Origin of the sequence: Mammaliicoccus fleurettii (assembly GCF_002018435.1) — a bacterium.
GTDB lineage: Bacteria > Bacillota > Bacilli > Staphylococcales > Staphylococcaceae > Mammaliicoccus > Mammaliicoccus fleurettii.
This window is the reverse complement of the sequence record NZ_MWJM01000026.1, coordinates 1-12914: the sequence shown is the minus strand read 5'-3', so window position 1 is coordinate 12914 and position 12914 is coordinate 1. Positions and strand designations below refer to the sequence as shown.

Sequence of the window (12914 nt, the reverse complement as noted above, 5' to 3'; positions counted from 1 at the left end):
CCATTAGGAATGCAATTAAAATTGTACAAAGTAGGAATAATTTCCTGGGCAATAGGCATGTTTATATTTGGGGCATCTTATGGGTCGATTTTTGGAGAATTAGATGATTTTATTAAGAGCAATGAAATGTTACAGCAAATGCTTTCGAGTAATAGTGATGATTATGTAGAATCCTTTTTACCAACACTAATGGTTATTATGGCAATAGTATCAACTATTCCAGCTTTGCAAAGTCTCTACAAAATTAAAAACGAAATACAAACACATAGAATTGAAAATATTTTATCCAAAAAAGTTTCTAGAATGAAGTTATTAAGCAGTTATCTGCTAGTATCATTGGTTAATTCATTTTTAATGATATTTTTAGCAGCATTAGGTATGTATGTAGCACAAGCTTTCGTTTTAAAGGATCCTTTTGAATTTTGGACAATAATAAAGGCAGGAATCGTTCATGTGCCAGCGATAATATCCTTTGTGTCATTAGGTGTACTGCTTTTAGGATGGGTGAATAAATGGCATTTTGCTGTGTATTTATATTTAACTTATACATTTTTTGTTGTATATCTAGGGCAGTTATTAAATATTAAACAGTGGCTAAAAAATATAACACCGTTTCAACATATTCCTGAAATTCCTGTAGAAGAAATGGATTTTTCGGGTATAAGTATATTAATCGTTATATCAGTCGTTTTGATTATTGTAGGGTTGATCGGATTTAATCGTAAAGACATTTCATAAAGGGGGTACCAAGATGACACATTTACCGAAAATAGGTAAACCGGCGACGAATGCTTTAGATAAGATTAATGTAACAACTTTGGAACAAGTTTCTAAACTAGACGATCATAATTTATCAAAATTACACGGTGTTGGTCCTAAAGCTATAAATATTTTAAAAGAAGCTTTGAATGAACAAGGCATGTCATTTAGTAAGTTAGACGCTGATTTACGCGACTTGGAATTTACAGTTCTCGGTGATTTGAAATGTGATAATGCGCCTAAACGACGAATTGTCCGGGATATTGTAATTGCATCTGTAGTTGGAGATGAACATTACCTTAACGAATGGTTAGCTGATGACTTTATATGGATAGTCCCGGGAGAATTTGAATTAAATGGTAAAGCAGCATTTATAGAAGAAATAAATGAGCACTTACAAAAAGTATCAAGTTTAGAAATAGCATCAATGCTCACACATGGCAAAGAAGCTTCTACTCATGGGACGATAATAAATCAAAAAGGTGAAACAATACACTTTGCTGAAATATATGAATTTGAAAATCATAAAAAAGATTCTAAGATTAAAAAAATTACTTCATATATCATTATGAAGCCTTAATTTAATTAAAAATATTTATAGATTAAATACCTATATGAGTGAAATTATGGTAAATTATAGAGGTTATTATAAACTCTCGGAGGTTGAGAAATGGAAGCTACATTACCAAATTGCCCTAAATGTGATTCAGAATACACTTATGAAGATGGTGTATCATACATTTGTCCAATGTGTAACTATGAATGGACGGCTAATGGAGAAGAATCAGGAGACGCTGACAAAGCAATCATTAAAGATGTAAATGGCGTCGAATTAAAAGATGGAGATACTGTTACAGTAGTCAAAGACTTAAAAGTTAAAGGATCTTCAAATTCAATCAAACAAGGAACTAAAGTAAAAGGTATCAGATTAGTGGATCCAGAAGATGGACACGATATCGATTGTAAAATACCAGGATTCGGTCAAATAGGGCTGAAATCATCTGTAGTTAAAAAAGTAAGTAAGTAGATTTATTTAATAAAGACTGAAGATAGACAATTAATTTGTCTCATCCTTAGTCTTTTTGTGTATAAGAATGTTGTTAAATCAGTTTATACTTTCTAATATTCTTTATTTATAAATTAATATCACTAGTTGAATATTTAAAGAATATAATAATTAATAGACTTTTTTAAGAATTTCGAAAATTAATTTGTTATGTACATATAATGAATTTTATGGTAAATATGGTATATAGAAATCGTTTTCAAATAATTTTAGGGGGAAAATACATGAAGGCTTATATGCAAAAATTTGCACAGTCTCTTATGCTACCTATTTCAATTTTACCGGTTGCAGGATTATTGTTAGGTATAGCATCTTTTATTGATTCGGGAGCAATTAACGGAGAAGGAAACAGTGTTGCTAACTTTTTAGCAAATGGTGGATTAGCTGTTATTAACAATTTACCCATACTATTCGCTGTCGGGTTAGCGTTTGGGATGTCTAAAGATAAAAATGGTGCAGCTGCACTTAGTGGTCTTGTATCATTTTTAGTTGTTACAGAAGTTTTAAAGCCAGAGTCTATGGCGAAAGTATTACATGTTGCGGAGGATAAAGTAGATTTAGCATTTACAGGTATTAGCAATGTGTTTATCGGGATAATTTGTGGTTTAGTAACTGCAGCAATTTACAACAGATTTAAAGATACAAAATTACCAACAGCGTTTGCATTCTTTAGTGGTAAACGTTTAGTACCAATCTTATCAGCAGCAGCAATGTTGGTTATTTCAATAGCACTTATGTTTATATGGCCACCAGTTTATAATGGTTTAGTTGCATTCGGTGAGATGATAGCTCATCTTGGACCATTTGGTGCTGGCTTATACGGATTCTTTAACCGTTTATTATTACCATTTGGTTTACATCATGCATTAAACCAAGTGTTCTGGTTTGATATTGCAGGTATTAATGATATCGCTAATTTCTGGTCAAGTAATGGCGAGCAAGGTGTAACTGGTCGATATCAAGCTGGTTTATTCCCAATTATGATGTTCGGTTTACCAGCAGCAGCATTAGCAATTTGGAAAAATGCTGAAAAACGTAACAGAAAAGTAGTTGGTTCTTTAATGATAACAGCAGCAATTGCTTCATTCGTTACTGGTATCACTGAACCATTAGAATTTTCATTCTTAGTAGCAGCACCATTGTTATTCGGTATACATGCCGTACTTACTGGTGTGTCTATGTTCATTGCAGCAACATTCCAATGGACAGCAGGGTTTACATTTAGTGCAGGATTGATTGACTATTTATTAAGCTTAAGTATTCCAATAGCTAATAAACCACTCATGTTATTGTTACTTGGACTAATAATGGGTGTCGTATACTTCTTAGTATTTGACTTTGCTATACGTACATTTAACTTGAAAACACCTGGACGAGACGGTTTGATGGAAGAAGCGGCTAAACAAGATCCAAGTCTTGTAGAAGAAGGCGATGATCAAACTGCAAACAATAGTGGAGCAAAAGTTTCTAATAAAACACAACTTATTTACGAAGCTATAGGTGGAAACGACAATATCGAAGTAATAGATCATTGTACGACAAGATTACGATTGACTTTAAAAGACACAAGTAAAGTAGATTTAGAAAAAGTCAAAAAATCAGGTGCACTAGGAAATAAAGTTATAAGCGATAAAAACATCCAAATTATAATTGGAACAGATGTACAATTTACAGCAGATGAATTATTGCAACTGCAACAAAATAATCAATAAATTATGAAACTGCCGACAAAGTAGGGAACTTTGCCGGCAGTTTTTTTGTGATTTTTTTACTGGAAGAGAGGAAGATAGAGATAAGTAAAAATATTGGAATTTAATAGGACTCTAAGGATGCCGAAACGCACGAAGACTCAGACGATATCGTGCGATTTTCTTATCTCATTTTTTTAAAAAAATCTTCTTATCTCAACATTAATTCACTACAAAGTCTGGTTGTTCTCCTTGTAGTTTTTTAATTGTATTGTTTGCTACGATTCGTGCCATTTCATCTCTTGCTTCAAATGTAGCGTTTCCGATATGTGGTGTAAGTACTACATTATCCATTGTTTTAAGTTCATCTGTTATTTTTGGTTCGAACTCAAATACGTCCAATGCAGCGCCTTCGATTTCTTTTTCTTTTAGTGCTTCTACTAATGCTTTTTCATCTACAATTGGTCCGCGTGATGCATTGATAATATAAGCTGTTTCTTTCATTTTTTCAAAAGCATCTTTATTGAATAAATGATGTAATTGTTCTGAGTATGCTGCATTAATTATGATGAAATCTGCTTGTTCTAACATTTCATCTAGACTGACATAAGTGGCACCTAATGATGCTTCTTTGTCTGGTTTTTTGTTTGGACCTGTATAAAGTATATTCATGTCAAATCCCTTGGCACGTCTGGCTACTGCAGAACCAATTTCACCTAGTCCTACTATACCGACAGTCTTACCGGAGACTTCCCTACCTCTAAAGAATAAAGGTGCCCAACCATTGAAACCTGTAGTTCTACATAGTTTGTCTCCTTCAGCAATTCTTCTAGAAGCAGCGAGCATTATACCTATTGTTAAATCTGCTGTTGCGTTTGTTGATGCTTTTGGTGTATTTGTAACATCGATGCCTTTTTCTCTAGCATATTTAACGTCTATATTATTAAATCCAGCGCCATAGTTTGCTATGATTTTTAAGTTAGATGCTTGATCGATTACTTCTTTATCTATATTAGTAGATAGTGGGCTTATAATTGCATCTACATCTTGTACACTTTGAAGTAATGTTTCTTTTGTGATTAATTTGTCCCCTTTAAATACATCTACTTCAAAATGTTCTTTTAATAAATTTAAGCCTTCAGTTGGTATTTCTCCTGTTATGAATACTTTTTTCATGTTGCTACCTCCTACAAATCTTAATATATATTAGCTATACCCTAGTGTAACATTTTCCATTCACTGAATTTGCGTACGATGATTTCAAAAGCTATATGATAGGGTAAAAAGCTTGAATATGAAACTTGATTGTAGAGTTCTATTGGTGAGCTGTTTACATATATATTGTAGCGTGCATTTTGTGCTAAGTAGTTGTCTTTTAAAGTTGTAAGAGAAATGTAGCTGATATTACGTGTATGCATAATTTCAATATTCTCTTTAAGATGTGGTGTTTCACCAGATAAAGAAATGATAAATATTAAATCGTCTTCTTTCATTTGATTCATAGAAATTTTAAGTTCACTTTCATCATTTATGACCATTACTCTTTTATTAATAGAAAGAAAATGACGTTGTGCATCTCTCGCGACATTTAATTGTGCGACACCTGTTCCATATATATAGATGTATGGTGATTTATCAATTTGTTCACTTATATAATCATAATCAATCATTTTTAAGTGCTTTATTGATTGTTGTAAATCTTGCTCGAGACTTTCTATGATATCGCTAGATGGTTTAGAAATTTGTTTGTTTAGTTTAATGTAAGCTTTGAAATCACTATAGCCATCAAATCCTAATTTGCGAGCTAAACGGTGGATAGAAGATATTGAAGTATGTGATAGATCAGCTATTTCTTGAATTTTTAAGCGATGAATCAAGTGAATATTTTGGTTAATCATTTGTATGATATGTATATCATTATCGTTAAGTCGTTGGTAATGCTCATTAATCAGTTTATCCAAAATCATTATAATCCTCCATTCGAAGTGAAAATATTTTCGTATTATGAAAATATAATCTAAGTTTACTATGTGATTTCTATTTACGTCAAACCTATTGGAAAATGTAAGCGCTTCCTATATTGTGGAGTTAACTTGATACAGAAAAGGGGCTAATATATGAATGCAATTAAACGATTTGGTAGTGCCATGATTGTTCCGGTATTGCTATTTGCATTTTTTGGTATTGTTGTAGGATTTGCAACTTTATTTAAAAATCCAAATATTATGGGTGATATAGCAAATGAAGGAACAATGTGGTTTAAAATTTGGAGCATAATTGAAGCTGGTGGTTGGACGATATTTGATCATATGGAATTAGCTTTTGTAATAGGATTGCCGATTTCACTAGCTAAAAAAGCACAAGGTAGAGCAACATTAGCTGCATTAATGATTTATCTTGTATTTAACAATTTTATAAATTCTATATTAACACTTTGGCCAAAAACTTTTGGAGTAGATTTATCAAAAGGTGTTGAAAATTTAACAGGTGTTAAAGAAATAGCTGGAATTGAAACTTTAGATACAAGTATTATCGGTGCAATTTTCATATCAGCAATTGTTATTTGGATACATAATCGTTTCTATGATAAAAAGCTTCCTGAAATGGTTGGTATTTTCCAAGGGTTACCATTCGTCGTTATAATTGGATTCTTTGTTATGATCCCAATTGCTTTTATTGTTTGTACAGTTTGGCCGACAGTTCAAACTGGTATCGCATCATTACAAGGCGTAATGCTACATTCAGGATTTGTTGGAGTTTGGTTGTTCCATTTCTTAGAAAGAATTCTTATACCAACAGGATTACATCACTTCATTTACACACCGTTTGAATACGGTCCAGCTGTTGTGAATGGTGGCTTGAAACCTTACTGGATTGAACATTTAACAGAATTCTCTAATTCTACAAAATCACTTAAAGAATTATATCCATATGGATTCTTGTTACAAGGTAACATTAAAATGTTCGGTTGTTTAGGTATTGCTTTAGCAATGTATGCTTCAACACCTAAAGAAAATAAGAAAAAAGTTTTAGCACTTGTATTACCTGCTGGATTGACTGCAATTTTCGCTGGTATTACCGAACCTTTAGAATTTACATTCTTATTTATAGCACCATACTTATTCTTAATTCATGCATTGTTAGGTGCAACGATGGTTACCATTATGTATCTCTTCGGTGTTGTTGGTATTCAAGGTGGTGGCGCAATAGAACTTGCTGCAATTAACTGGATTCCATTGTTCTCTAACCATGGCAGTACTTATGTGGCACAATTCATTATCGGTATCATATTTGTTGTCATTTACTTCTTTGTTTTTAAAATTATTATAGAGAAATTCAATATTCCATTACCTGGACGAGTTGCTGATGACGGTGACGCAAAACTGTATACAAAAGACGATTATAAATCTAAAAAAGGTAGTGCAGATACGCATCTTGATAACAATGCATCTGAATATGATACAAGAGCCATTTACTTCTTAGAAGGTCTAGGTGGTAAAGAGAATATTAAAGATGTAACAAATTGTGCGACAAGATTAAGAGTAACCGTTTATGATGCAGATCTAGTAAAAGATAATGATTATTTCACACATAACCAAATGGCACATGGTGTTGCGAAAAGTGGTACGAACGTACAAGTTATTGTTGGGTTAAGTGTGCCACAAGTAAGAGATTCATTTGAAACAATGATTTAAACAAAAATTTGGAGGTCATGAATAATGAAGAAATTTAATATTACAGTAGCAGGCGGCGGAAGTACATTTACACCAGGTATTATATTAATGTTATTAGATCATTTAGAAGATTTTCCAATTGATACAATTAAACTTTATGATAATGATGGAGAAAGACAACAAACTATAGCTGACGCTTGCGAAATACTTTTAAATGAAAGAGCACCAGGTGTTAAATTATTAGCAAGTACAGATCCTAAAACAGCATTTGAAAATGTAGATTTTGTGATGGCACATATCCGTGTAGGTAAATATGCAATGAGAGAACAAGATGAAAAAATTCCACTAAAACATGGTGTTGTTGGTCAAGAAACATGTGGACCAGGAGGCTTGTCATACGGTATGCGCTCAATAACAGGGGTGCTTGAAATTGTTAATTATATGGAAAAGTATTCTCCAGAAGCTTGGATGCTCAATTATTCAAATCCAGCTGCTATAGTAGCAGAAGCAACTAGAAAACTAAGACCAAATTCAAAAATATTAAATATTTGTGATATGCCAATAGGAATTGAAGAATTAATGGCTACAAATATTGGTTTAGAATCTAGAAAAGAAATGGTCGTTAAATATTATGGGCTCAATCACTTCGGTTGGTGGACAGATATTAGAGATAAATCAGGTAAAGACTTAATGCCTAGTATCATTAAACACGTAGAAAAGTTTGGATACTCAACTGATACGGGCAGTGAAATGGAACAAGAAGCAAGCTGGAATGATACATTTAAAAAAGCACGGGACGTTCAAGCATTAGATAAAGATACATTACCGAACACATATTTGAAATATTACTTCTTCCCAGATTATGTAGTAGAACATTCAAACAAAGACTATACAAGAGCGAATGAAGTAATGGCAGGAAGAGAAAAGTTTGTATTTGGAGAATGTAAAAATATTATTGAAAAAGGAACTGCAGAAGGAACAGAGCTAACAATAGATGAACATGCATCTTATATCGTAGACTTAGCCAGAGCAATTGCATTTAACACAAAAGAAAGAATGTTAATGATTGTTGAAAATAAAGGCGCTATATCAAACTTTGAACCAACAGCTATGGTTGAAATACCATGTTTAGTTGGTAGTGAAGGGCCAGAACCATTATCTGTAGGAGAAATACCAAGATTTCAAAAAAGTTTAATGGAACAACAAGTAGGCGTAGAAAAATTGACTGTTGAAGCTTATGAAGAGCAATCTTATCAGAAATTATGGCAAGCACTCACATTATCTCGAACAGTACCAAGTGCATCCGTAGCAAAAGATATATTAGACGATCTAATAGAAGCAAACAAAGGCTATTGGCCAGAACTGAAATGATTTGAAAAAGCTGAGACAAATTAATTTGTCTCAGCTTTCTGTTTTGAAAGTAAAAATGAGGAGTGAGATAGGAGTTAATCGAAGAGATGGCCAAAGTTGTAGATTAATTCGTTAGTTAATCGAAGAGATGGCCAAAGTTGTAGATTAATTCGTTAGTTAATCGAAGAGATGGCCAAAGTTGTAGATTAATTCGTTAGTTAATCGAAGAGATGGTGTAAGTTGTAGATTAACTCGTTAGTTAATCGAAGAGATGGTGAAAGTTGTAGATTAATTGGGTAGTTAATCGAAGAGATGGCGTAAGTTGTAGATTAACTCGGCAGTTAATCGAAGAGATGGCGTAAGTTGTAGATTAACTCGGTAGTTAATCGAAGAGATGGCCAAAGTTGTAGATTAACTCGGCAGTTAATCGAAGAGATGGTCAAAGTTGTAGATTAACTCAGCCGTTTTTCCCATACCATCTTTCTTTAATAGAAATCTTCTAAGTGATATAATTAATTCAAGAGTTATATATTTTTATTTAAAAATATAAGGGAGAATATCTATGTATATAGAGAGAAAGCCAACTATCAATTTAGCGGAATTAAAGAAGGAATTCACTAGTAATCTAGGGGAAATTGAATATGCACAATCATCTGAACAAGCTTTAGAAGAACTTTTTAATTTTATTGAATTACAACATAATTACGCTGCTGCTTTAGAAGAAATTGGTACTAAGTTGAAAATTTTAGATGATGAATTTCAAGTTGCTTATAAGCATAATCCGATTCATCATATGGAAAAGCGTGTTAAAGAGTTTCCGAGTTTAATTAAAAAGTTAGGACGTAAAGGGTTCCCTTTAAATGCTGATTCGGCAAAGAAAAATATTCAAGATATAGCGGGGATGAGAGTAGTTTGTAATTATCTTGAAGATGTATATACTATTGAAAAATTATTACTGAGACAAGCTGATGTCAAACTATTAAAAAGAAAAGACTATATCGAGAATCCTAAATTAAATGGTTATAAAAGTTTGCATATAGCTGTATCTATTCCAGTGTTTTTAGCGGAAAGTGTGCAAGTAATACCTGTTGAAATTCAAATTCGCACGATAGGTATGGACATGTGGGCGAGTTTAGAACATAAGCTAAGATATAAGAATACACACGTTTCAACTGAGCAATACCAAGAAAAATTAAAAGAATGCTCAATTGAAATTACAAATGTAGAACAAAAAATGCAAGAAATGAATGATGAAATTTATCACGATGACACGGATCATTTATTAAAAATAGATAAATAATAAGAGTGAGAGGTAGGTCATCGTAATGGTCTTGCCTCTTTTTTATTTTCATAATGTATTATAATCTTAAATAAACAATTATAGATTAAAGGAGTGGGGAACATGGATAGACATCCTAAAGTTGAAGCTTTTATGCAAAGAGAGAAGAAATGGAAAGCAGAGTTTGAACTTCTAAGAGAAATTATTCGTGAGTGTGAGCTAGAAGAAGATTATAAATGGATGCATCCTTGTTACACATTAAAAGGTAAGAATGTGGTGCTCATTCATGGCTTTAAAGAGTATTGTGCACTTTTATTTCATAAAGGAACATTATTAAAAGATCCTCATAAATTATTAATACAACAAACAAAAAATGTACAAGCAGCTAGACAATTAAGGTTTACTAACGTTGAAGAAATTAAAGAACAAAGAGAGATGATTAAAGATTATGTTGTTGAAGCTATTGAACTTGAAAAATCAGGAGCTAAAGTTGAATTAAAAAAGACAGAACAATATGAAATGCCAGTAGAACTTCAAGAACAATTAAATCAAAATAAAAATTTAAAAGAAGCATTCTATAATTTAACGCCTGGACGACAACGCCAATATATTTACTATATTAGCCAAGCGAAGCGGGAAACTACTCGTATGAGTCGAGTTGAAAAATATATTGATCATATTCTCGACGGAAAAGGTCTAAATGATGAATGATAATGTATAAAAATACTGAAAAATCAATTAAATCAATCCTTTCTAAGATACATTTTATAAAGAGCGTGATATTATAAAAGTGTTGACTACATTTAAGGGGGATTTAAATTGGCAGATTCAGTAAAATTATTAAAAACACTCACAGATATTAATGGTATATCTGGATATGAGTATAATGTTAAAGCTAAGATGAGAGAATACTTAGAACCTGTAAGTGATGAAATTGTAGAAGATAATTTAGGGGGCATTTTCGGGAAGAAGAATGCTAAAAATGGTTCTAAAACAATTTTAATCGCAGGACATTTAGATGAAATTGGATTTATGGTTACACGTATCGATGAAGATGGTTATATTAAATTTACGCCGATCGGTGGCTGGTGGAACCAAGTAATGCTTTCTCAAAAAGTTACAGTTACTACAGATGACGGTAAAGAATTAAGAGGTATTATAGGCTCTAAACCACCACATGTATTAACGCCAGAAGAACGTAAAAGTCCGGTAGATATGAAAGGAATGTTTATTGACTTAGGTGTTGGTAGTAAAGAAGCGGTAGAAAAATTAGGTGTAGAAATAGGTAACATGGTTACGCCATATTCAGAGTTTGAAGAGCTAGGTGATAGCAACTATTTAACAGCAAAAGCATTTGATAATCGCTTTGGTTGTGCATTAAGTGTTGATGTATTAAATAAACTTAAAAACGATGAACTTGGTATTAATTTAGTATCAGGTGCGACAGTACAAGAAGAAGTCGGTTTACGTGGTGCGAAAGTAGCAGCAAATAAAATTAAACCAGACTTATCAATCGCAGTAGACGTTGGAATTGCATATGATACACCTGGAATGAAAGGTCAAGATCATGAAACTAAACTAGGTGAAGGTCCACTTGTATTATTAATGGATGGAACGAATATTGGTCACGTTGGCTTTAGAAAATTCGTTAAAAACGTAGCAAAAGATAAAGGGATTGACGTACAATGGGATAATATTACAGGCGGTGGAACAGACGCAGGTAGTATTCACGTTGCAAACGAAGGTACACCAACAATCTCAATAGGCGTACCATTACGTTATATGCACTCAAACGTATCGATTCTTCATAAAGAAGACTACTTAAACGCAGTAAAATTAGTAGCAGAAATCGTAAAAGCATTAAACGACGATACAGTAAAAGATATTATGTGGTAAATAGAAAAAGTGAGAGGCTGAGACAATTAATTTGTTTCGGTCTTTTTTTGAGCCTTTTTTATATAATCATCGCGACCAATAAAAAAGTTATAGCATAAATCCTTTAATAACAGGCTTTACATCAAGTATTATGACCAAGTAATAAATTATTATTAAAATAAAACAATATTTCTTGATTGAATTCAACTTTTTTGAAATAGATATTAATTGTAAAGTGTCTTGTTATGCTATATCATAAGTATTAGAGATGGAAGTATTTGATTCGTTCAGGTGTTTCTTTTTTCTATATTTATTGAATAAAAGGACGTGGAGAATTATCGAAAAAGAGAAGAAGAAGTTGCTACGAAAAATGGTAAAGCCATTTGAAAATAACAATCTAAAGAAAAGTACAATACAAATAATAAATACATTAATTCCGTTAATAGCACTTGTAGTAGTAGGATTCTTAAGTTATCAATTACATTGGTCATTGTCGTTGATTTGTGGCGTTTTGGCTTCGGGATTTTTAATTAGAACATTCATTATCTTCCATGATTGTTGTCATGGATCATTTTTAAGTAAGAAAAAGAATAACGATTTATTAGGTAACATAACTGGACTTATGACGTTCTTCCCGTATGAAAAATGGCGTAGAGAACACATTATTCATCATACGAGTAGTGGTAATTTAGAAAAACGTGGTATTGGTGATATTTGGGTTATGACGATTGAAGAGTATCATGATGCTTCGAAATTTACTCAATTTAAATATCGTATGTATAGACATCCGTTTGTAATGTTTATACTAGGTCCTATATTCTTATTGTTTATTTCTAATAGAATGAACGCAAAAGATGCTAAACCAAAAGAAAAACGTAATACTTGGATTCATAATATCGTATTACTAACATTCTATGTTGGTATGTTCTTCTTAGTTGGAGCCGTTCCATTTATGCTAGTATTCCTACCAATGCTATTTATAGCTGGAATGTTAGGAATTTGGTTATTTTATATTCAACATACATTTGAAGATGCTTATTTTGAAGAGTCATCTGAATGGGATTATGTAAAAGCAGCTATAGAAGGTAGCTCTTATTATAAATTGCCTAAAGTTATACAATGGATGACTGGTAATATCGGCTACCACCATGTGCATCACTTAAGCCCAAGAATACCAAACTATCAATTAGAACAAGCACATGAAAAGACACCACCATTACATC

At 32.3% G+C, this 12914-nt stretch carries 11 protein-coding genes and 1 pseudogene; 10 read left to right on the top strand and 2 right to left on the bottom strand.

Annotation, left to right across the window (positions count from 1 at the left end; translation table 11 throughout):
• From B2G86_RS12520 to nagE, 4 genes and pseudogenes are all read left to right on the top strand, one after another.
• A pseudogene (locus B2G86_RS12520) lies at positions 1–738 on the top strand (ABC transporter permease); the annotation flags it as partial.
• A 13-nt stretch (positions 739–751) separates the two neighbouring features.
• Positions 752–1339, top strand: coding sequence for a DNA-binding protein (locus B2G86_RS12515; RefSeq protein WP_078358523.1), 588 nt, complete (start codon positions 752–754; stop codon positions 1337–1339).
• A 90-nt stretch (positions 1340–1429) separates the two neighbouring features.
• Positions 1430–1786 carry a zinc ribbon domain-containing protein YjdM gene (locus B2G86_RS12510; RefSeq protein ID WP_078358522.1) on the top strand — a complete coding sequence of 119 codons (357 nt, stop codon included), beginning with the start codon at positions 1430–1432 and terminating at the stop codon, positions 1784–1786.
• Positions 1787–2049: 263 nt separating this feature from the next.
• Complete coding sequence (nagE, locus tag B2G86_RS12505; protein ID WP_078358521.1) at positions 2050–3537, top strand: N-acetylglucosamine-specific PTS transporter subunit IIBC; 1488 nt, start codon at positions 2050–2052, stop codon at positions 3535–3537.
• A gap of 198 nt (positions 3538–3735) precedes the next feature.
• On the opposite strand, the gene B2G86_RS12500 is transcribed toward nagE, so the two are convergent.
• The gene (locus B2G86_RS12500) at positions 3736–4689 is read right to left on the bottom strand and encodes a 2-hydroxyacid dehydrogenase family protein (RefSeq protein WP_078358520.1); all 954 of its coding nucleotides are present in this window, start codon (positions 4687–4689) and stop codon (positions 3736–3738) included.
• 41 nt (positions 4690–4730) lie between these two features.
• The gene (locus tag B2G86_RS12495) at positions 4731–5480 is read right to left on the bottom strand and encodes a MurR/RpiR family transcriptional regulator (RefSeq protein WP_078358519.1); all 750 of its coding nucleotides are present in this window, start codon (positions 5478–5480) and stop codon (positions 4731–4733) included.
• Between the two features lie 150 nt (positions 5481–5630).
• Here B2G86_RS12495 and B2G86_RS12490 point away from each other — a divergent pair, with 150 nt between their 5' ends.
• The 6 genes from B2G86_RS12490 to B2G86_RS12465 all read left to right on the top strand — a co-directional run.
• Positions 5631–7208 carry an alpha-glucoside-specific PTS transporter subunit IIBC gene (locus tag B2G86_RS12490; protein ID WP_078358518.1) on the top strand — a complete coding sequence of 526 codons (1578 nt, stop codon included), beginning with the start codon at positions 5631–5633 and terminating at the stop codon, positions 7206–7208.
• A gap of 24 nt (positions 7209–7232) precedes the next feature.
• Complete coding sequence (locus B2G86_RS12485; protein WP_078358517.1) at positions 7233–8558, top strand: 6-phospho-alpha-glucosidase; 1326 nt, start codon at positions 7233–7235, stop codon at positions 8556–8558.
• Positions 8559–9099: 541 nt separating this feature from the next.
• A complete protein-coding gene (locus B2G86_RS12480) occupies positions 9100–9837 on the top strand; it encodes a GTP pyrophosphokinase (protein ID WP_078358516.1) in 738 nt (245 codons plus the stop codon).
• A 102-nt stretch (positions 9838–9939) separates the two neighbouring features.
• Positions 9940–10527, top strand: coding sequence for a YdeI/OmpD-associated family protein (locus tag B2G86_RS12475; RefSeq protein ID WP_078358515.1), 588 nt, complete (start codon positions 9940–9942; stop codon positions 10525–10527).
• A gap of 108 nt (positions 10528–10635) precedes the next feature.
• Positions 10636–11712 carry a M42 family metallopeptidase gene (locus B2G86_RS12470; RefSeq protein ID WP_078358514.1) on the top strand — a complete coding sequence of 359 codons (1077 nt, stop codon included), beginning with the start codon at positions 10636–10638 and terminating at the stop codon, positions 11710–11712.
• A gap of 349 nt (positions 11713–12061) precedes the next feature.
• Positions 12062–12914 (top strand): fatty acid desaturase (locus B2G86_RS12465; RefSeq protein WP_241837752.1); only part of this gene is annotated, 853 nt, incomplete at its 3' end.

Coding starts and splice junctions, on each gene's coding strand:
- B2G86_RS12500 (WP_078358520.1), bottom strand. CDS start 4,689: ATGAAAAAAGTATTCATAACAGGAGAAATACCAACTGAAGGCTTAAAT.
- B2G86_RS12515 (WP_078358523.1), top strand. CDS start 752: ATGACACATTTACCGAAAATAGGTAAACCGGCGACGAATGCTTTAGAT.
- B2G86_RS12510 (WP_078358522.1), top strand. CDS start 1,430: ATGGAAGCTACATTACCAAATTGCCCTAAATGTGATTCAGAATACACT.
- nagE (WP_078358521.1), top strand. CDS start 2,050: ATGAAGGCTTATATGCAAAAATTTGCACAGTCTCTTATGCTACCTATT.
- B2G86_RS12485 (WP_078358517.1), top strand. CDS start 7,233: ATGAAGAAATTTAATATTACAGTAGCAGGCGGCGGAAGTACATTTACA.
- B2G86_RS12480 (WP_078358516.1), top strand. CDS start 9,100: ATGTATATAGAGAGAAAGCCAACTATCAATTTAGCGGAATTAAAGAAG.
- B2G86_RS12475 (WP_078358515.1), top strand. CDS start 9,940: ATGGATAGACATCCTAAAGTTGAAGCTTTTATGCAAAGAGAGAAGAAA.
- B2G86_RS12495 (WP_078358519.1), bottom strand. CDS start 5,480: ATGATTTTGGATAAACTGATTAATGAGCATTACCAACGACTTAACGAT.
- B2G86_RS12490 (WP_078358518.1), top strand. CDS start 5,631: ATGAATGCAATTAAACGATTTGGTAGTGCCATGATTGTTCCGGTATTG.